General features: G+C 63.2%; 15 protein-coding genes. 12 read left to right on the top strand and 3 right to left on the bottom strand.

Annotated features, from left to right (window positions below; all coding sequences use genetic code 11):
• The first annotated feature begins 46 nt into the window (after positions 1-46).
• The 4 genes from AC19YY_RS27910 to AC19YY_RS27895 all read left to right on the top strand — a co-directional run bounded on the left by AC19YY_RS27910 (position 47) and on the right by AC19YY_RS27895 (position 6,092).
• Entirely contained in the window at positions 47-661 is a 615-nt protein-coding gene (locus tag AC19YY_RS27910; RefSeq protein WP_500605160.1) for a biliverdin-producing heme oxygenase, read from the top strand.
• Positions 658-2,895 carry an ATP-binding protein gene (locus AC19YY_RS27905; protein WP_432755080.1) on the top strand — a complete coding sequence of 746 codons (2,238 nt, stop codon included), beginning with the start codon at positions 658-660 and terminating at the stop codon, positions 2,893-2,895. The genes AC19YY_RS27910 and AC19YY_RS27905 overlap by 4 nt, the downstream gene beginning before the upstream one ends.
• Positions 2,896-3,008: 113 nt before the next feature.
• A complete protein-coding gene (locus AC19YY_RS27900) occupies positions 3,009-4,928 on the top strand; it encodes an alkaline phosphatase D family protein (RefSeq protein ID WP_432755079.1) in 1,920 nt (639 codons plus the stop codon).
• A gap of 150 nt (positions 4,929-5,078) precedes the next feature.
• Positions 5,079-6,092: a sensor domain-containing diguanylate cyclase gene (locus tag AC19YY_RS27895; RefSeq protein ID WP_500605159.1), complete on the top strand. Its 1,014-nt coding sequence runs from the start codon at positions 5,079-5,081 to the stop codon at positions 6,090-6,092.
• A 51-nt stretch (positions 6,093-6,143) separates the two neighbouring features.
• Here the strand turns inward: AC19YY_RS27895 and AC19YY_RS27890 are convergent, their stop codons facing one another.
• The 3 genes from AC19YY_RS27890 to AC19YY_RS27880 form a co-directional block, all read right to left on the bottom strand.
• The gene (locus tag AC19YY_RS27890) at positions 6,144-8,177 is read right to left on the bottom strand and encodes a c-type cytochrome (RefSeq protein ID WP_500605158.1); all 2,034 of its coding nucleotides are present in this window, start codon (positions 8,175-8,177) and stop codon (positions 6,144-6,146) included.
• Between the two features lie 166 nt (positions 8,178-8,343).
• Positions 8,344-9,951 (bottom strand): 5-guanidino-2-oxopentanoate decarboxylase, encoded by a 1,608-nt coding sequence (locus tag AC19YY_RS27885; protein WP_500605157.1) that lies wholly within the window; start codon positions 9,949-9,951, stop codon positions 8,344-8,346.
• Between the two features lie 118 nt (positions 9,952-10,069).
• A complete protein-coding gene (locus AC19YY_RS27880) occupies positions 10,070-10,954 on the bottom strand; it encodes a LysR substrate-binding domain-containing protein (RefSeq protein WP_029300234.1) in 885 nt (294 codons plus the stop codon).
• Positions 10,955-11,259: 305 nt separating this feature from the next.
• Between AC19YY_RS27880 and AC19YY_RS27875 the strand changes: the two genes are divergently transcribed.
• The 8 genes from AC19YY_RS27875 (at position 11,260) to AC19YY_RS27840 (ending at position 19,095) form a co-directional block, all read left to right on the top strand.
• Positions 11,260-12,042, top strand: coding sequence for an ABC transporter ATP-binding protein (locus AC19YY_RS27875; RefSeq protein ID WP_076962773.1), 783 nt, complete (start codon positions 11,260-11,262; stop codon positions 12,040-12,042).
• 47 nt (positions 12,043-12,089) lie between these two features.
• On the top strand, positions 12,090-12,863 hold the full coding sequence (locus AC19YY_RS27870; RefSeq protein ID WP_169956230.1) for a transporter substrate-binding domain-containing protein: 774 nt from the start codon (positions 12,090-12,092) through the stop codon (positions 12,861-12,863).
• An 18-nt stretch (positions 12,864-12,881) separates the two neighbouring features.
• Positions 12,882-13,595: an ABC transporter permease gene (locus AC19YY_RS27865; protein WP_169902072.1), complete on the top strand. Its 714-nt coding sequence runs from the start codon at positions 12,882-12,884 to the stop codon at positions 13,593-13,595.
• A gap of 12 nt (positions 13,596-13,607) precedes the next feature.
• Positions 13,608-14,297, top strand: coding sequence for an ABC transporter permease (locus AC19YY_RS27860; protein WP_057437876.1), 690 nt, complete (start codon positions 13,608-13,610; stop codon positions 14,295-14,297).
• Positions 14,298-14,318: 21 nt separating this feature from the next.
• Complete coding sequence (locus tag AC19YY_RS27855) at positions 14,319-15,500, top strand: pyridoxal phosphate-dependent aminotransferase (RefSeq protein WP_500605156.1); 1,182 nt, start codon at positions 14,319-14,321, stop codon at positions 15,498-15,500.
• A gap of 132 nt (positions 15,501-15,632) precedes the next feature.
• A complete protein-coding gene (locus AC19YY_RS27850) occupies positions 15,633-17,369 on the top strand; it encodes an amidohydrolase family protein (RefSeq protein ID WP_169956224.1) in 1,737 nt (578 codons plus the stop codon).
• Complete coding sequence (locus AC19YY_RS27845; RefSeq protein ID WP_500605155.1) at positions 17,366-18,283, top strand: CobW family GTP-binding protein; 918 nt, start codon at positions 17,366-17,368, stop codon at positions 18,281-18,283. Before AC19YY_RS27850 ends, AC19YY_RS27845 begins: the two co-directional genes overlap by 4 nt.
• Before the next feature lie 107 nt (positions 18,284-18,390).
• Positions 18,391-19,095 carry a hypothetical protein gene (locus AC19YY_RS27840; RefSeq protein ID WP_500605154.1) on the top strand — a complete coding sequence of 235 codons (705 nt, stop codon included), beginning with the start codon at positions 18,391-18,393 and terminating at the stop codon, positions 19,093-19,095.
• The last annotated feature ends 397 nt before the right edge of the window (positions 19,096-19,492 follow it).

The raw sequence follows: 19,492 nt of genomic DNA, 5'->3' as shown, positions 1-19,492 counted from the left end.
CGCGCCAGCCATGGCCTGCCCTGGCCCACCAGCTCGAGCTTATTGAATGCATCCACAGGCCCATGACGTTGGTGTGCCCTCCCTGCTTGAAGCCCTGCGTTCAGGCACAGGTTTGCTACACGTGGCCCTGGAAAAGCGCTTGCCGTTCTTTTCTGCACAACTGGATGCCGGCTGGTATCTGCGATTGCTTGAGGCTTACTACGGTTTTTACCGCCCAATGGAATTGGGACTGTACGACAGTGGCTTGATTCCCGTGGGATTCGACCAGGCCCTGCGGGTAAAGACGCCGACCTTGCACACCGACCTGAACGCCTTGGGCTTGGCCAACCAGGCAATTGCCGGGTTGCCCGTCTGCCCTGCGCTACCCCGCCTCGACACACCGGCCGCCTGCCTGGGGGCGCTGTATGTGCTGGAAGGCGCGACCCTCGGCGGCCAGGTGCTGCGCCGGGAGATGGCCCAACGCCTGGCGCTGGACGCCAGCAACGGCGGGGCCTTTCTCAATGTATACGGTGCCGAGACCGGTCGGCGCTGGAAAGATTTTCTCGACTATTTGGGCCACGTCCCGCTGGACGACCTCGGCCGTCAGCAGGCGGTGGACGCGGCCTGCTCGACATTCCGCTGCTTTGAGCAATGGCTCGACGGCCAGGAGGTATTGCTGTGAAACCCCAGGATTTTGAAGAATTACTTGCCAACTGCGCCGACGAGCCCATTCGTTTTCCCGGCGCGATCCAGCCCCATGGCGTGCTGCTGACCCTGCGCGAACCGGACCTGCAGATCGTGCAGGTCAGTGCCAACGTCGCCAGCCTGTTCAATCACCAGCCCGATGCCTTGCTCGGCCAGACACTGGACACGCTGCTGGGAGCGGAAAATGCCAACCTCGTGCAGCAGATGGCCAGCCAATCCAGTTTCATCGACGCCCCGGCGCTGCACGTCACACTCAACGGTGCCGAGTTCGAGGGCCTGCTGCATCGCCACCAGGGCGTGCTGGTGCTGGAGTTCGAGCCGTTGCACAAGCATTTCCAGCCCAAGCCCCAGAATGGCCGCACCAGCAACCTGGGCAAGATGTTGCAACGTTTGCAGTCGGCGAAAACCCTGCAAGCCTTGTACGAAATCAGCGTCAGTGAAATCCAGGCCATGACGGGCTACGACCGGGTGCTGATTTATCGCTTCGAAGAGGAAGGCCACGGCCAGGTCATCGCTGAAGCATCCGCGCCGTCCATGGAACTGTTCAACGGCCTGTTCTTCCCGGCGTCCGACATCCCGGAACAGGCCCGCGAGCTGTACCGCACCAACTGGCTGCGGATCATCCCCAATGCCGACTACGAGCCGGTGCCACTGCTGCCCAAGCTACGCCCGGACACCGGGCAACCCTTGGACTTGAGTTTCTCGACCCTGCGCAGCGTGTCGCCGATCCACTGCCAATACATGAAGAACATGGGCGTGCTGTCGTCCATGAGCATTTCCCTGATGAAGGGCGACAAGCTGTGGGGCCTGATCAGTTGCGGCAACCGCACGCCACTGCACGTGCCCAACGACTTGCGCACCACCTGCCAGACCATCGGCCAGGTGCTGTCGTTGCAGATCAGCGCCATGGAAGCCCTGGACACCAGCCGCCAGCGCGAGGAAAAGGTCGCGGCACTGGGCGTGCTCAACCAGGCGATGAACGCTGCCACCGACAATGTGTTCGATGGCCTGGCCCAATACCCGCAAGTGTTGATGGACCTGGTGCAGGCCGGTGGCGTGGCGATCATTGACGGCCAGCAATTGCACCGCTACGGCCACTGCCCGGAGCCGGCGCAGATCCGCTCGCTGCACAAATGGCTACAGGAAACCGGGCAACCGGTGTTTGCCAGCCACCACCTGTCAGCGCTCTACCCGCCGGCGGCGGACTACCAGCCAGTGGCCAGCGGCGTCCTCGCCATGAGCCTGCCCAAGCCGGTGGACAATGGCGTGCTGTGGTTCCGTCCGGAAGTCAAAGAGAACATCCAGTGGAGTGGCGACCCGAAGAAACCGTTGGCCCTGGAAAAATCCGACACGGGCCTGCGCCTGCGCCCACGCACCTCGTTTGAAATCTGGAAAGTGGAAATGGCCGGCATCTCCACCAAGTGGAGCCACGGCGACCGTTTTGCCGCCAACGACCTGCGCCGTTCAGCCCTGGAAAACGACCTGTCACGCCAGGTCCTGCGCGAGCAGCAGGCAGTGCGTGCCCGTGATGAATTGGTGGCAGTGGTGTCCCACGACCTGCGCAACCCGATGACCATCATTTCGATGCTCTGCGGCATGATGCAAAAGGCCTTCAGCTCCGATGGCACCCATTCTTCGCGGCGTATTTCCTCGGCCATCGACACCATGCAGCAAGCCGCCGGACGCATGAATGTGTTGCTCGAAGATTTGCTCGACACCTCCAAGATCGAGGCCGGTCGCTACACCGTCAGGCCCGTGCGACTGGAGGTCAGCCAGATCTTTGAAGAGGCCTATGCGCTGCTCGCGCCCCTGGCTCTGGCAAAGGGCGTCGACCTGTCGTTCAACGCCGAACCCGGCCTGCAAATCAATGCCGACCCGGAGCGCCTGTTCCAGGTGCTGTCGAACCTGATCGGCAACGCCATCAAGTTCACCCCACGCCTGGGCAATATCGGGATTTCGGCGATGAGCAATGGCGAGGAGATTGTATTTGCGGTGCGCGACTCCGGTGAAGGCATAGCCCCTGACCAACTGCCCCACGTGTTTGACCGCTATTGGACCAAGGGCGAAAACAACCCGACGGGCACTGGCCTGGGCTTGTACATCAGCCAGGGCATCGTCCAGGCCCACGGCGGGCGGATCGAGGCCGAAAGCGAACTGGGGCGAGGCAGCGAGTTTCGCTTTACCGTACCCAAGGTGGCGGGCTTGTGCTGACCGTTTTGCAGGCGCCGGCTTGCCGGCTCCTACAGGTGTTGGTTGCTTTGACAAAACACCGACATCCACTGCGTTAACCTAGCCAGTCCAATCCCGCACAGAGCCATGTTTTCATGCTGCAACCCGAGACTTTGCCCGCCGTCCTCGCCGGCCCCCTGTTGCGCCGCCTGGAGCCGGGGCGCCTGGTGTTGTGGCTGGTGGGCAGTCGCGCGCTGGCATTGACCCTGCGGCTGCAGTTCAGCCAGGACCAGCACCCATGCGTTCTGGATATTGAACTCGACGCCACCCGCTGCCAGGTGATCCCCGTGGGCCGCGCAGCCTTTATCCACCTGATCGATGTACCGCTGGCCACGCCGCTGCCCCAGGACGTCCCCATCAGCTACGACCTGCTGATCAATGATGGAGCCGGTATCATCCAATGGGCCCCGCACCTGCTGTACCCAGGTGCCAAGACCCCGGATTTCATCCTGCACAGCCGTATCCACCAGTTGCTGCACGGCTCTTGCCGCAAACCGCACCATTACGCCGATGAAGGCCTGCTTTGTGCCGATCGCCTGCTGGCCGCAAACCGCAGCCTGGCCCAGCGCCCAGCCCTGCTGATGATGAGTGGCGACCAGGTGTACGCCGACGATGTGGCCGGGCCGATGCTGCGCGCCATCCATGGGCTGATTGCGCGCCTGGGCCTGTTCGACGAGCACCTCGATGGCGCCGTGGTGGACGACAGCACCACGCTCTACGACCACCCCGCCAGCTACTACCATCGCGCGGACCTGCTGCCGGCCCTGGAAAGCAACGAGACCCTGCGCGAACGCTTTTTTGGCGGGGTGAAAAAACCCATCTTCACCAGCAGCACCGCCGACAACCACCTGGTGACTTTTGCCGAACTCGTGGCGATGTACCTGCTGGCCTGGTCGCCGACACCCTGGACCCTGATCGCCGCACAACCTCCCAGCGGGCTCACGCCCAAGGAACAGGAGCGCTACGCCCGCGAGCAGGTGCCTGTGGATAAGTTTCGCGACGGCCTGGGTGGAGTGGCACGGGTGTTCGCCCATGTGCCATGCCTGATGATCTTCGATGATCACGACATCACCGATGACTGGAACCTCAGCGCCCAATGGGAACAGACCGCCTATGGCCACCCGTTCTCCAAGCGCATCATCGGCAACGCGCTGCTCGCCTATATGCTCTGCCAGGGCTGGGGCAATAACCCCGATGCCTTCGCCCAACTCGTGGAAAAAACCCTGGCCCTGGCGGCAACTGCCCAGGACCACGCCAACCATTTGTCCGCGCCCGCCCAGGACCAGTTGCTCGAAGACCTCCTGAAGTTCCAGCAGTGGCACTACGTGCTGCCCACCACCCCGGCGCTGGTGGTCATCGACACCCGCACACGGCGCTGGCGCAGCGAATCCACGCTCAAGCAACCCTCCGGCCTGCTGGACTGGGAAGCCTTGAGCGAGCTGCAACAGGAACTGCTCGACCACCCTTCGGCGATCATCGTATCGCCCGCGCCGATCTTCGGCGTCAAGCTGATCGAGACGGTGCAGAAAGTCTTCAGTTGGTGCGGCTACCCACTGTTGGTCGATGCAGAAAACTGGATGGCCCACCGGGGCGCCGCGCAGGTGATCCTGAATATCTTCCGCCACTCCCGAACCCCGGGTAACTACGTGATTCTGTCGGGGGATGTGCATTACTCGTTCGTCTACAAAGTACTGATCCGCCAGCGTAATGCCGGGCCGCACATCTGGCAGATCACCAGCAGTGGCATCAAGAACCAATTCCCGCCGCGCCTGCTGGAATGGTTCGATCGCCTCAATCGCTGGCTGTACTCACCCCGTTCGCCCCTGAACTGGCTCACCCGCCGTCGCCGCATGCAGGTGGTGCCGTACATCCCGGCACATGCCGAAGCCGGCGAACGCCTGTGGAACAGTGCGGGCATTGGCCAGGTGTTTTTCAACGAGCAGGGCCAGCCCGAGGCGATTTACCAGCACAACGCCAACGGGACGCCACCCACGCGCATGCTGGAACCGCAATAGCCCAGCCGGCGCCAATAATGGCGTTTAGCCACACTTTCATCGCCCCTTCTAAGCCGGCAAACCTCGTTGTACAGTACGCGCAGCCACGGAGTATCGGCGTTAACACCTGACTGGCCACAGTGAGCCAGCATCCTCGCAGGGAGCGCGCAGATGGGCGATACATCCGATTTTGATCCGTTGAAAAGTGAGCTTTTCGACGTCAACGCCGACCTGGTCCATGCCATCATGGAACTGGTCAGCGATGGAATCTGGGACTGGGATGCCAACACCGGGTTTGTCTATCGCAACCCCGGCTGGTACGAAATGCTGGGCTACGATCACCACTCCCTGGAAAACACGGTTTTCACCTGGGAAAGCGTGATCCACCCCGACGATTACCCCCATGTGATGAAACTCTTCGACGACTACATCAACAGTCGCACCCCCCTTTATCAGGCCGAATATCGCTGTCGCAAAAAAGACGGCACCTGGTTGTGGATCGAAGACCGAGGCTACATCATCGCCCACAACCCCGATGGCTCGGTGTGGCGCATGGTCGGCGCCCACCGCAGCATTCATCAACGCAAACGTTCCCTGGAACAGCTAGAGCGGCGCAACCAATCCCTTGAAGCGCTGGTAGCCGAACGCACCCGCGAACTGTCGCGGGTCAACCAGCAACTGCAGTTGCAACTGGACGAAAACCGCTCCCTGGCCGAGCGCGATACCTTGACCCGGATTGCCAACCGCTATCGCCTGGAAAAAGTCCTGTTCGAGGAGTGCGAGCGCGCCCAGCGGTTTCGCCTGCCGTTGGCGGTGATTGCCATGGATGTCGATGATTTCAAGCCCATCAACGACCAGCACGGTCACGCCGTAGGTGATGCCACGCTGTTGCGGGTGGTCGAACGCCTGGAACACTGCGTGCGCCAGGGCGACCTGCTCGCGCGCTGGGGAGGCGATGAGTTCATGGTGGTCCTGCCCAAAAGCACCATGGAAACCGCCAGGAAGCTGGCCGAGCGCATCCGCCAGGCCATTCACGACATCCCCCCCGTGGGCGATTTCAAGGTGACCTTGAGCCTGGGGCTGGCGCAACGCCTCCCTGACGAGCCCCCCACCAACCTGATGGCCCGGGCAGACCAGGCGCTGTACCGGTCCAAGGCAGCGGGCAAGGACCGGGTTTCACAGTAACCGCGCACAGGCTCCGACAGTCCGCACTACACCAGACTGTAGGAGCCCAGATCAGTAACGCGCGTCCACCGGCTTACCGCCGTTCGGCCAGTCCTTCACCTTGTCCGGGAAGTCCGGGCGTGGTTTTTGTGAGAAGTAGGCAGCGACGTCTACCGCTTCCTGGTCCGACAAGCCGCCCTGGCCCAGCGGGAATTTCTCGTGGAAGCCGATCGGCATGTTGCGTTTGACGAACGCTGCCGCCGTGTAGGTGCGGGCCATGCCGGCGCCGATGTTGAAGGACTGATCGCCCCACAACGGTGGGTACACCAGGCTGCCGTCGGCGCGGGCCAGGCCCTCGCCGTCGTTGCCGTGGCACACCGCGCATTGCTTGGCGTAGACCTGCTCGCCATTGGCCAGGTCGGGCTTGATGGCCGGGTCGATCTTGCCTACGCCACGGCCGGGGACTTTGTCCTCGGGCTTGGTGTTGTTTTTCATCCAGTCGAAGTACGCCACCATCGCCTGCATGTCCGCCGATTGTGGTGGCACGGGCTTGCCATTCATCGAGCGGCGGAAGCAACCGTTGATGCGCTCTTCCAGGCTCACCACCTTGCCAGCACGCGGGGCGTAGCTGGGGAAGAATGCCGACACACCCACGAACGGCGAACCATCAGCCACAGTGCCAGCGTTGAGATGGCAACTGGTGCAGTTCAGCGAGTTGCCGACATTCTCGGGCAGCAGTTCCTTGGTTTGCAGGTGCAGGCGCATGCCGCGTACCACCTGGTCGGCATTCGGCGCCGCCAGCAGGTTGGCCAGGCGCGGCGTCTCGAACGCCGAGGAGTCGGTGCTGACCGGGTTGAGCTGGTCACGCATTTTCTTCACCTGGGCGGTGCTGATTGGCGTGCCTTCGTTACCCCAGCGCGTGCGCACAAAGGTGAGGATTTCCGCTACTTCGTTATTCCCCAGGCGTGCGAAGCCCGGCATGGTGTAGACCCGGGGATGGGCGGCGGTCTCGGCGGTTTCCCAACCGGTGAGGGTGATGTGCAGCAGCGAGGTCGGGTTGCTGGCCACCACGCCGGCGTTGCCGGCCAATGCCGGGAACAGGCCCTTCACGCCCGCGCCGTCGCTGCGGTGGCAATCGCTGCAAAACTGCATATAGCCCAGGCCGCCCCGGCTGGTGAACAAGTCCTTGGGCAGTTCGACAGGGCCTTTGGCGACAGCCGGCATCGGCAAGTCGTCCTTGCCCGGTGGCAGGGATTTGAGATACGTCGCAATGGCCGTCAGGTCGGCATCCGTGAAGTGCTGGGTGCTGTGACGGATCACGTCCACCATGTTGCCCGACACGGTGGCAAAGCGGTTCTGCCCGGTCTTGAGCAACTGCACGGTGTCTGGCACCGTCCACAGGTTACGCAGGCTCAAGGCACGCCAGTGTTCGACGGTTTCCCCGCCCAGGTAGTGCTCGCCGCCGCTGCCGGTGTCGCTCATGGCTTTTTCCTGGAAGGCGATACCCCGCGGGGTATGGCACGAGCCGCAGTGGCCGAGGCCCTGGACCAGATAGGCGCCGCGGTTGAGCACTGCATCCCGGGCCGGGTCGGGCTGGAACGGTTGTTTGTCGAGGAACATGAAATTCCACAACGCCAGGCCCCAGCGCTGGTTGAACGGGAAGCCCATGTCTGCCTCAAGGTTGACCTTTTTCACCGGCTCGACGGCTTGCATCAGGTAGGCGAACAGGGCCCGCATGTCCTCTTCGCTCATCTTCGCGTAGGACGGATACGGCATCGCCGGGTACAGGTTCATGCCGGCCGGTGTCACGCCTTCGCGCATCACGCGGTCGAACTGTTCGAAGCTGTATTGACCAATCCCGGTCTCACGGTCCGGGGTGATGTTGCTGGAGTAGATGGTGCCCATGGGCGTGTTCAGCTCCAGGCCACCCGCCATCTCGGCGCCTTGCTTGGCGGTGTGGCAGGCGATGCAGTCACCCAGTTGGGCAACGTATTTGCCCTGGGCGATCAGTTCGGTATCGGGTTTGGCGGGTTCGTTGGCGTGCAGGGGAAGCGCAAGACACAGCGTCGCCCCCATCAAGGCCAAACGTGACAGAGAAAGGGCCATCGCATTATTCCTTTAATAACCTGGCCTGGGGGTTGGCCCCTGGGTACAGGTTTTGTCTTCGTTTTTATGAGGTCATCAGGCGGATAACCGGGGCTGGGTAAGCCCCGGTTGTGTTGTAGCGGATTTTCGATGGTGGCCCGTTGATATGGATCAGGGCCGAAGCGCTTCAGGCGTTTTGCAGGTAGTGCGCAGCGTCGAGTTCGATCATCACCGGCTGAGGGGTGGCGGCCAGGCTTTGCAACAACGCGTGCAAGGCCTGTGGCGTGTCGGCCATGTGGTGGGCGACGTGGCAACTGCGGGCCATCGCGGCAAAGTCCGGGGTCAGGATATCCACCCCCAGCGGCGTGATTTCCCGGGCCTGCATATAGTCCCGGATCTCGCCGTAGCACTGGTTGTTCCACACCACCAGGATCACGCCGATGCCGGCCTCGCGGGCCGCGATCAGTTCGTTGCTGGCAAACTGCAGGCCGCCATCGCCCACCAGCGCCACCACCGATCGCTCGGGCTTGGCCAGCTTGGCGCCGATTGCCGCTGGCAATCCGTAGCCGAGGGTGCCGTAGCCGGTTCCGGCATTAAACCAACTGTTGGCAGCCGGGGCCTGGTAGCCCACCGCGCCCTGGTACACCGGCTGGGTCGAATCGCCGACGATCAGCGGGTCGACCAGGCTGTCGCGCAGCAGGTCCAGCAAGCCTTGCAGCCCCTGCTGCTTGGCATTCCACGTCTCGCGCTCCAGGCGGTTGACGCGCTGCACGCTGTCCTGCGCCCAACGCCCGCTCGGCGCCGGCGGACGGACCTCATCCAGCAGCGCCTGCAACCCTTCGCGGGCATCGCCCACCAGCCCGACATGGGCGCGTTGCACGCCCATGACTTGCATCGGGTCGATATCCAGGCGGATCAGCGGCGCCTTGAATTTCAGTGGGCCAAGGCCGAAGAAGTCGTAGTCGGTCTCTCCCAGTTCAGTGCCCACGGCGAGGATCACATCGGCCTCGTCAAACAACGAGCGGCCGTGCCTGGAAGACTGCACGCCGTCCAGCAACAACGGGTGGCCCATGGGCAGCAAGCCACGAGCATTGGTGGTCAGGGCCACCGGCGCTTGCAGGCGTTCGGCCAGTTGCTGCAAGACTTCGGCGCAATCACGGGCGCCGCCGCCAGCGAGGATCAGCGGCCGCCGCGCCTCATTGAGCAGGCTCAACGCCGCCCGCAGCGAGGCCGGCGCCGGAGCCGGGGCGCCTGGCAGGCTGCGGGGCATCAGGTTGAGGTCGATGGCGGGCATGTCCAGCACATCCAGGGGGATTTCCAGATGCACCGGACGTGGGCGGGCGCACTTGAACACGGCGAAGGCGCGGGCCAGCAATTCCGGCAATTGCTCCGGCGATTGCAGGGTATGGCTGAACGCACACACACCAGCGACCATCGCGCGCTGATCCGGCAGCTCGTGCAGGTGCCCGTGGCCCAGGCGCAGGTGTTCGCGGCGGTTGGTGGTGGAAATCACCAGCATCGGCACCGAGTCGGCATAGGCCTGGCCCATGGCGGTCAGAATATTGGTCATGCCGGGGCCGGTGATGATGAAACACACCCCCGGCTTGCCGCTGGCGCGGGCGTAGCCGTCGGCCATAAAGCCGGCGCCCTGCTCATGGCGCGGGCTGACATGGCGCAGGCGGCTGCCGTGCAGGCCGCGATAGAGCTCGACGGTGTGCACGCCGGGGATGCCGAACACGGTATCTACCCCATAACCTTCCAGCAGGCGAACCAGGGACTGGGCGCAGGTGGTCATTGCTCATTTCCTTCTTATTGTTCTGTGTCGATTGGCCAGACCTTAGGGCGCGCTCGGAGGGCGGACAAGCAAAAAATTTACCGGCCATTGGCAAAAAAAATTCACGGATTGCCGCGCGTCAAAGCCCGCCACCCAGCTGCGATTTCACCCACTCGCCAAATGCCTGTACCACCGGGCGCTCGACTTTCTGGTGATCGGCCACCAGGTAATAGCCACGGTTGGACTCAATCTCGGTCTCGAACGGCCGCACCAGCAAGCCCCTGGCCAGGGCCTCGCCGCTGATCAGGTTGTCGCCCATGGCGATACCCTGGCTGGCGATGCACGCCGACTGCACAAAGTGCGCATCGGCAAACACGATGCCGCGCTGCACGTCCACATTCGGCGCCCCGGCGGCGGCCAGCCAAACGCGCCAGTCGGAGTAGTCGATCATATGCAGCAACGGCGCACCGGCCAGGTGTTCCGGGTTCTTCAGGCCGCCCATGGTGTTGACCAGGCGCGGGCTGCACACCGGGAAGTAGCGCAGCGAGACGATCTTCTGCACATGCTGGTTGGGCCAGTCGCCCATGCCGTAGGCGATAAACAGGTCGGCGCCGTGGTCGCTGGTGTCGTCCGGGGTGCGCGGAGAAATCAGGTGCAGTTCGACCTGTGGATAAAGTGCCTGGAAGTCGGCGATATGGGTGCACAACCAATAGGTGGCAAACCCCGCCGGGCTGCTGATACACAGGCGCCCGCTGACCTGCTGGCCATCGAAACGCTGCCCGGCCTCGAGGATATTGGCCAGCAGCCCGTGGATATCCCGGGCATAGCGCTCGCCCTGCCAGGTGATGCGGATATTGCGCCCGGTGCGCTCAGTCAGGGCAAAACCCAGGGTCTGTTCCAGGCTCTTGATCTGGTGGCTGATGGCGCTGGGGGTGAGGTTCAGCTCGGTCGCGGCCTCGGACACGCTGCCCAGCCGGGCCACCGCGTCCAGCGCCCGCAAGGCGGTCATGGAGGGGTAACGCATGGATGTTCACCTGCTCAAAGATACCCGCACCATAGCCGCAATCGCGCCTGAGACATAGCCGCCGGCGCGCGGGACAGTTGAATTAAATTTCAATATCGAGCGAAAAATGCTCGATTGACCTCAAGTGGCCAGTGGCTATTCTCGACCTGCATCACGGCATTCCAAGACTGGCCGGCGATGGTCGTCAGCGATGACGTGGGCATTCTGGATAAATGCGGTGTTCTGGCGTTTTTCGCTGGCAAGCCAGCTCCTACAGGGGGCGGTGTCCAGGTTGATCAATTTACAAAAATAAAGAGGGAAAACCCTTGAACCCAGTCACCCCGGTGGTCGCCATCGATGCTTTGCACAAGAGCTATGCCGCGCACCATGTTCTCAAAGGCATTTCCCTGCGCGCCAATGAAGGCGATGTGGTGTCGCTGATCGGCTCCAGCGGTTCGGGCAAAAGCACCCTGCTGCGTTGCATCAACCTCCTGGAAATCCCCTGCAGCGGCAGCCTGCGCATCAACGGCGAAGAAGTGCGCCTGAAAAAGGACCGCGCCGGCAACCCGCTGATCGCCGATCCTGACCAGGTGGCACGCCTGCGCACGCAACTGGGCATGGTGTTCCAGAGCTTCAACCTGTGGCCCCACCGCACCGTGCTGGAAAATGTCATCGAAGCACCGGTGTATGTGTTGGGTGAAGACCGCAAGGACGCCATCGCCCACGCCGAGCACCTGCTGGAAAAAGTCGGCCTGGCCAGCAAGCGCGATACCTTCCCCGCCTTCCTGTCCGGCGGCCAGCAACAGCGCGTGGCCATCGCCCGCGCCCTGGCCATGCGCCCGCGCGTGTTGCTGATGGATGAACCCACCTCGGCCCTCGACCCGGAACTGGTCGGCGAAGTGCTGAAGGTGATCCAGGGCATCGCCGAAGAAGGCCGCACCATGATCCTCGTCACCCACGAAATGGCGTTTGCCCGCGATGTATCGAGCAAGGTCATGTTTTTGCACCAAGGGTTGGTTGAAGAAGAAGGCACGCCCCAACAAGTCTTCCACAACCCCACCAGCGAGCGTTGCCGCCAGTTCGTCATGGCCCAGGACAATCGCGTTTGAACTGCCGCTTCCATCCTTCAAAACAATAACTTCGAAAGGGTCAAGCCATGCATAACTCTCTGAAATCCCTCGCCGCCGGCTGCGTGCTCGCCGTGCTGTCCCACAGTGCAATTGCCGCCGAGAAAATCGTCTTCGGCATCGCCCTGGAACCCTACCCGCCGTTCTCCGAAAAAGCCGGCAATGGCGCCTGGAGCGGCTTCGAGCCGGACCTGATCAAGGCCCTGTGCGAACGCCTGCAAGCCCAGTGCCCGCTCAAGGAAGTGTCCTGGGACGGTTTGATCCCGGCGCTGCAATCGAGCCAGATCGACGTGATCCTCAACTCCCTGAGCATCACCGAGGAGCGCGAAAAGGTCATCGCCTTTACCGCCCCGTACTACCAGACCCCGGCCATGTGGGTCGCCGACAAAAGCCTGGAGCTGGTCACCACCCCCGAAGGCCTCAAGGGCAAGCTGATCGGCGTGCAGGGCTCGACCTCCAACGCCACTTACCTCAAGGCCTACTACGCCAAGGGCTCGACCCTGCGCTACTACAACACCCAGGACGACATGACCGCCGACCTGCAAAGCGGGCGGATCGACGTGATGCTCGCAGACGCGCTGACCATCGAGCCGATGCTCAAGTCTGATGCCGGCAGCGGCCTGGCCGACAAGGGCCTGGCGCCCAAAGACCCGCTGTTTGGGTCCGGCATCGGTGCCGCTGTGCGCAAGGGTGACGACAGCCTGCGCGAGCAGCTCAACACCGCACTGGCGGCGCTCAAGGCTGACGGCACCTACGACAAAATTCGCAGCCGCTATTTCAGCGTCGATATTTCCGCGCAATAACGTCCAACGGAACGCGCCATGATTTCTTTGTCCGAACTCACCCAGCTGTTCGTCGCCGATGGCTGGCTCAACGCCCTGCTCCAGGGGGCGGTGGTGACCTTGCAGATTTCCGCCGGGGCATTTGTGCTGGGCCTGGGCATCGGCCTGCTGGTGGCCATGATCAAGCTCAAGGGCCCACGCTGGATGGTGCGCCTGGCCAACCTGTACACCACGCTGTACCGCGCGGTGCCGGAGCTGCTGCTGATTTTGCTGCTGTATTACGCCGGCACCGACCTGCTGAACATGGCGATGGCCGCCATGGGCCGCGAGAGCGTGACGGTCAACGGTTTTATCGCCGCCGTGCTGGTGCTGGGCATCGTCCAGGGCGCGTATTCGGCAGAGATCATTCGCGGCGCGATCCAGGCCATTCCCGTGGGCCAACTGGAAGCGGCGCGGGCCTTTGGCATCGAGCGCTGGCTGCTGGTGCGCCGGGTGTTGCTGCCGAGCATGTTGCCGTTTGCCATGGCCGGCCTGTCAAACCTGTGGCTGGTGCTGGTCAAGGACAGCGCGCTGATCAGCATCGTCGGCTACAGCGAGTTGCTCTCGGTGGGCAAACAGGCGGCCGGTTCCACCAAGCATTACCTGGTGTTCTACCTGGCGGTGGCGGCGGTGTATTTCATCATCACCCTGATTTCCAACGGCGCCTTCCGGGTGTTCGAGCGACGGATCAACCGCTGGATGCCGCAGCACTAAGGAGCGCAGCCGATGGACTTTTCATGGATCAACAGTTTTGGCAACGAACTGCTGCACGGCCTGGGCATCACCCTGAAGTTGCTGGCCTTGTCCGGGGTGTTTGGCTTCTTGCTGGCGGTGCTGGTGGCGTTGGGGCGCTTGTCGTCCAACCCACTGATCAGCGGGCCGTTGCGCGCCTATACCGCAGTATTCCGGGGCACGCCGCTGCTGGTGCAGATCTACATCCTGTATTACGGCGTGGGCAGCGTGTTTGCCAGCTACCCGCTGATTCGCGGCAGCTTCCTCTGGCCGTACTTGCGTGAAGGTTTCTGGTACGTGGCCCTGGCGCTGATTTTGTGTGTCGGCGCCTATGTCGGCGAAGTACTGCGCGGTGCCCTGCGCGCCGTGCCACGGGGCGAACTGGAAGCGGCGCGGGCGTTTGGCATGAAGCGCCTGATGGTGCTGCGCCGGGTCTGGTTGCCACGGGCCCTGGAGTTGGTCAAGCCGACGCTGGTGGGCGAAACCGTGCTGCTGCTCAAGGCGACTGCGCTGGCCTCCACCGTGGCCGTCACCGACCTGCTCGGCGCCGCCAACCTGGTGCGGGCACAGACGCTGCGGGTGTATGAGCCCCTGTTGGCGGTGGCGGTGATCTACATTGTCCTGGCGTTCGTGATCGAACACGTCTTCTCGCGCTGGGGCAAAGTCCCGCAGCGCCAGGCTTGAATCAATTTTAGGAGAACAAGGATGCGTTATTCACCGTTTGTCGAGCGCATTAGTGGCGAGTCCGTCAGCGCCTGGGATATTCACTACGCGGCCGTCGAAGCCCGTGGCCGTGGCGAAGATGTGATTGTGTTGAGCGTCGGCGATCCCGACTTCGCCACCGCCAGTGCCATCTGCGAAACCGCCGTCGACGCCCTGCGCGCCGGCGACACCCATTACACCCACGTCCTCGGCCGACCGGCCCTGCGCGAGGCGATTGCGGCCAAGCAAAGCCGTCTGCAAGGCATCGCCGTACACGCCGATAACGTGGCCCTGGTGGCCGGTGCGCAAAACGGCCTGTTCGCCACCTCGTTGTGCCTGTTCAGCCATGGCGACGAAGTGCTGGTGCCGGAGCCGATGTACCTGACCTATGAGGCGTGCATCCACGCCTCCGGTGCGCGCATCGCGACCATCGAGCAACCGGCGGCCAACGGCTTTCGCCTGACCCGCGCGGCCCTGGAAAAAGCCATTAGCGCCAAGACCCGGGGCATTGCCCTGGCCACGCCGTGCAACCCCACCGGGAACGTCTACAGCCGTGAAGAGCTGGAGTTGGTGGCGGAAGTCGCCCGCGAGCATGACTTGTGGGTGATTTCCGATGAGGTCTACGGCCAGATCACTTACGACCAGCCGCACCTGAGCATCGCCTCGCTGCCGGGCATGGCCGAGCGCACCGTGGTGCTCAACAGCCTGTCGAAAACCCACGCCATGACCGGCTGGCGCGTGGGCTGGGTGGTGGCGCCGACCGCATTGGTGGGCCACCTGGATAACCTGCTGCTGTGCATGCTCTATGGCTTGCCGGGGTTTATCCAGGAAGCGGCGATCAAGGCCCTGGAACTGGATGACGAGGTGGTGAGCGACGCGCGCACCGTGTATCGCCGCCGGCGTGACCTGGTGGTGGCCGGTCTGGGTGACATCGCCGACCTTGATTGCCGGGTACCGCAGGCCGGGATGTTCATGCTGGTGGACGTGCGCCGCACGGGGCTGTCGAGCATGGACTTTGCCTGGCAGCTGTTCCGCGCCACCGGGGTGTCGGTGCTCGATGCCCAGGCGTTTGGCGCCAGTGCCGAAGGCTTTGTGCGCATCTCCTTTACCGTCGCCGACGACACCCTCAAAGACGCTTGCCAGCGGATTTCCGGGTTTGTCGAGGGCCTGCGCGCCAACCGCTGAGTTTTATGTGGGAGCGAGCTTGCTCGCGATGCGGGCAACTCGGTCCCACAGGCACACCGCGGTGATGCCATCGCAGGCAAGCCAGCTCCCACCCTTTGATCGTCGCCGCTTCTGAATATTGAGGTTTCCCCCGTGACCGCTTCCGACCAATTCACTTCCACCCACTCCGTTGTCGGCGAGCACGCTGACCTGGTGTTGCACCACGGCCGTTTCTACACCCTCGACCCGGCCCAGCCATGGGCCGACGCGGTGGCGATTCGCGGGGGACGTTTTATCGCAGTCGGCACACTCGCCGACCTGCAACACCTGATCGGCCCGCAGACCCGCCAGCATGACCTGCTGGGCGCATTCTGCATGCCCGGCCTGCACGACATGCACACCCATCCGGACCTCGCCCTGGCGCCACGCTACAGCGATGACCTGGACGTGGGCATCGAAGATCCCACCCCCGAACAACTGGCGGCGGCGATCCACGCCTACGCCGATGCCCACCCAGGCGATGGCTGGATCTACGGCCAGTACTGGGTGCGCTATACCTTCCGCGAAGCCGGCCTGACCCCAGGGCGCGAGTGGCTCGACAGCATCATGCCGGACCGCCCGGTGGCGCTGCTGGACCGTATGTGGGGGACTATGATGGTCAACTCCTGCGCCTTGAAACTGGCCGGCATCGACCGCCACACCGCCGACCCGCGCAACGGCTATATGGAGCGCGACGAACTCAGCGGCGAGCCCAACGGCCTGATGATCGACGGTGCCTACGCGCTGATCCACGCGGCCATGCCGCCGACCCCGGTGGCGGTGCTGCGCCGGGCCTATCGCGACGGCGTGCATTTCCAGAGCTCGCGTGGCGTTACCGCGACCAAGTATGTTCACGTCTGCGAGCGACGCCTGGACGCCCTCAAGGAGCTGGACGATGCGGGCGAATTGAGCCTGCGCGTGGAAGCCGCGATCAGTTGGCAGGACGATATCTTCCCGGTGCGCCGGCGCTGGGAATTGCTCGGCGGCGAGCGTCACTACTATCGCAGCGCGCGGCTGAACGCCAACGCGGTGAAGTTCCACTTCGACGGCACCGTGGAGCCCAAGTCTTCGTACCTGATGACCCCCTGGGCAGCCGACTCCACCTGGCGCGGCAAGCTCAACCTGACCCCGGAACATATCACCGACATGGTGGTGGACATGGACCGGCGCGGCCTGCGGGTGATCGCCCATTGCACCGGCGACGGCGCTTCCGATGTATTTCTCGATGCGGTAGCCGAGGCGCGGCGGGTCAACGGTGACAGCGGCATTCGTCACCAATGTGCCCACAGCACCCTGCTACATCCGGGCAATCTCAAGCGCTTCAAGGCGCTGAACGTGATCGCCGAGTTCTCCCCGGCTGCCTGGTACCCGACGCCGTTTGCCAGCGGCGCCCGCTCCGGTTACGGCGCCGAGCGCCTCAAGCGCATCTACGACTTCAAAGGCGTGCTGGCCGAAGGCGGCCTGGCGGTGATGGGCACCGACTGGCCGGTGGCCTCGATTGACCCGTGGTTGGCCCTGGAAACCATGGTCACCCGGCAAAACCCCTGGAACCAGGAACCGGACTGCTTCGGCGAGCCGATCACCCTGGAGCAGGCACTGCAAGTGGCGACCCTCAACGGCGCCCACGCCATGGGCCTGGAGCACTCCACCGGCAGCCTGGAGGTGGGCAAGTGCGCCGACCTGATCGTGATCGACCGCGACCTCTTCGCCCAGCCCGCGCGCAACTACATCCACCAGACCCAGGTGCTGCTGACCCTGGTCGATGGGCGGCCGGTGTACGACCGCCTCAACACTTTTGAAGGCACGGCGCTGCAAGCCGTGTGGCAAGGCCTGCCGCCGGTGATCGAATGAATAGCGAGCGTATTGCGGTCACGGTAGTCTCGGGTTTTCTCGGCGCCGGCAAGACCACCCTGCTCAACCGTATCGCCCAGCAGCCGCAACATGGGCGCATGGCGGTGATCGTCAATGACTTCGGCGAGCTGAATATCGATGCGGCGATCATCGCCGAAGTCACCGACGCCGTGTTCAGCCTGCAGAACGGCTGCATCTGCTGCACCGTGCAAGAGGACCTGCTGGCGCAACTGGTGAGCCTGAACCAGATGCGCCCACGCCTGGATCGGATCGTGATCGAGTGCAGCGGCGTGTCCGACCCGCAACGCATTGTACAAACCCTGGGTTATCCACAACTCAAGGCGCACCTGTACCTGGATACGGTGATCACCCTGGTGGACGCCAGCGGCTACAGCACCCTGGAAGGTGAATTCGCGCGCTTGTCCAGGGCCCAGGTGGCGTGTGCCGACCTGGTGCTGCTGAACAAGGCCGACCTGGTCAGCGCCGCCGAACTGCAGCGCCTGCGCACCGAGATCGGAGCGCGTACGCGGGTGATCAGTACCGTCCAGGCGCAGATCCCCGACGCCCTGCTGCTGGGCGAACGCAACCCACGCAACGGCCTGACGCCGGTGCCGGCGCCGCACCACGAACTGTTCGAAAGCTGGACCTGGCAGGGCACCCAGGCCCTGCCGGCCAAAGCCCTGCGCGATTGGCTGGGGCAACTGCCCAAGGATTTGTTCCGCCTCAAAGGCCTGGTGCATTTACAGGGCAACGACCAACCCTTCTGGTTGCAACATGTGGGCAACCGCAGCCAGTTCACCCTGGCCGGCGGCGAGCATGCGCAGGATTCATCGCAACTGGTGTTCATCGCCCGACGTGGCAGCGAGCTGCGGGAGCGGCTGGAGACACAACTGCAAGAGATACAGGGCCTGTAGACGCGGATGACGATGAAGGCAGAGTGCCGCCTTGACCTTGCTACCCTGGCCCTTGAAAATGCCCGACGCTTTTTCGTCTCCCCGCTTACAGAAGTAGTGAAATTTCAATGTCCGATTCCCGTACTGAAGAATCCGTAGTCACCTTGCAATCCAAAGCTGAATACGAAAACGCCATCAATCTTTCACAGCATGTGCCAGCGGCCAAGAACATCAGTGAAATGGTGCTGGACGCGTTCCATACCTCCAAGGAAAGCGACCAGATCCGCGAATTGCGCATCGCCATCCGCCAGGCCCACGACGCCTTCGACGATGACCAGGCCTACGACCTGATGGGCCAGCTCAAACAGCTCAAGGACGCCGAAGCGGCCGACAACGCCGCCCTGGAAGACCTGAGCAGCAAGTTTTCGATCAGCCGCATCCTGTCCAGCTTCAAGGACGACCCCGAGTTCCAGGAACTGGTGTATGGCCTGGCACTCAAGGTGCTGAACCAGACCCACCAGGCCATCAGCAACCCGAGCGCCGGCAAGGGCAAGGCCGCGCGGGCGAAGAAGGAATTGGAAGTGTTTGTGATCAGCAAGGACGGGGTCAGCGTAACCCTGCCGCTGCGCACGCCGCGCTCCAAGCTCAATGTCGACCGCGAGGCGCTGGAGTTTTTGGGGTTCAGCTTTGTGGGCGAAGGGGATGAAGCGGAGCTTGAGAGTGAGAGCTTTGTGGATAACTCCGGTGTCGAGCAGCCTTTGACGCGCAAGAGCATCGTCACCGCGCTGCAACAGCAGACTGCGTTTGACGGTTACAGCATCGCCCAGCAATAAGCCCTACCCCCTCTAAATGTGGGAGCGGGCTTGCTCGCGAATGCGCAGTGTCAGTCACTTATTTGTTGATTGATACACCGCTTTCGCGAGCAAGCCCGCTCCCACAGGTAAGCAGCTCCGCGCTCTGGTTTTGCTGTTGCTTTTGATCTCAGGCGCCCCGTTAAACCACGATGGCCGCAGGCAGGTATTGCGCAGTGGGCACCCCGGCAGGATGCCGGGGTAGCCGCGACACGGCCATGGATGGCCGATCGCGGCGGGCCCACGGAGCAATGCCTGACTGCGGGCATGCCGAGCCTAGGCGAGGCACCGAGTGGTGGGGCAAGAGCCCTTTGCTTACTTTGGGGCTTTTCCAAAGTGAGCCGCCGTCAGGGCGGAACCCTAGGCCGCCGTTACCGCA

The organism is Pseudomonas sp. MF09156, from assembly GCF_059862305.1.
The sequence above is the reverse complement of the archived record's forward strand: the minus strand, read 5'-3'. Positions and strand labels throughout refer to the sequence as shown.

What these genes read in the sequence shown, in the direction of transcription:
- AC19YY_RS27910 (WP_500605160.1), top strand. Translation starts at nt 47, where the DNA reads ATGCATCCACAGGCCCATGACGTTGGTGTGCCCTCCCTGCTTGAAGCC.
- AC19YY_RS27900 (WP_432755079.1), top strand. Translation starts at nt 3,009, where the DNA reads ATGCTGCAACCCGAGACTTTGCCCGCCGTCCTCGCCGGCCCCCTGTTG.
- AC19YY_RS27895 (WP_500605159.1), top strand. Translation starts at nt 5,079, where the DNA reads ATGGGCGATACATCCGATTTTGATCCGTTGAAAAGTGAGCTTTTCGAC.
- AC19YY_RS27890 (WP_500605158.1), bottom strand. Translation starts at nt 8,177, where the DNA reads ATGGCCCTTTCTCTGTCACGTTTGGCCTTGATGGGGGCGACGCTGTGT.
- AC19YY_RS27885 (WP_500605157.1), bottom strand. Translation starts at nt 9,951, where the DNA reads ATGACCACCTGCGCCCAGTCCCTGGTTCGCCTGCTGGAAGGTTATGGG.
- AC19YY_RS27880 (WP_029300234.1), bottom strand. Translation starts at nt 10,954, where the DNA reads ATGCGTTACCCCTCCATGACCGCCTTGCGGGCGCTGGACGCGGTGGCC.
- AC19YY_RS27870 (WP_169956230.1), top strand. Translation starts at nt 12,090, where the DNA reads ATGCATAACTCTCTGAAATCCCTCGCCGCCGGCTGCGTGCTCGCCGTG.
- AC19YY_RS27865 (WP_169902072.1), top strand. Translation starts at nt 12,882, where the DNA reads ATGATTTCTTTGTCCGAACTCACCCAGCTGTTCGTCGCCGATGGCTGG.
- AC19YY_RS27860 (WP_057437876.1), top strand. Translation starts at nt 13,608, where the DNA reads ATGGACTTTTCATGGATCAACAGTTTTGGCAACGAACTGCTGCACGGC.
- AC19YY_RS27855 (WP_500605156.1), top strand. Translation starts at nt 14,319, where the DNA reads ATGCGTTATTCACCGTTTGTCGAGCGCATTAGTGGCGAGTCCGTCAGC.
- AC19YY_RS27845 (WP_500605155.1), top strand. Translation starts at nt 17,366, where the DNA reads ATGAATAGCGAGCGTATTGCGGTCACGGTAGTCTCGGGTTTTCTCGGC.
- AC19YY_RS27840 (WP_500605154.1), top strand. Translation starts at nt 18,391, where the DNA reads ATGTCCGATTCCCGTACTGAAGAATCCGTAGTCACCTTGCAATCCAAA.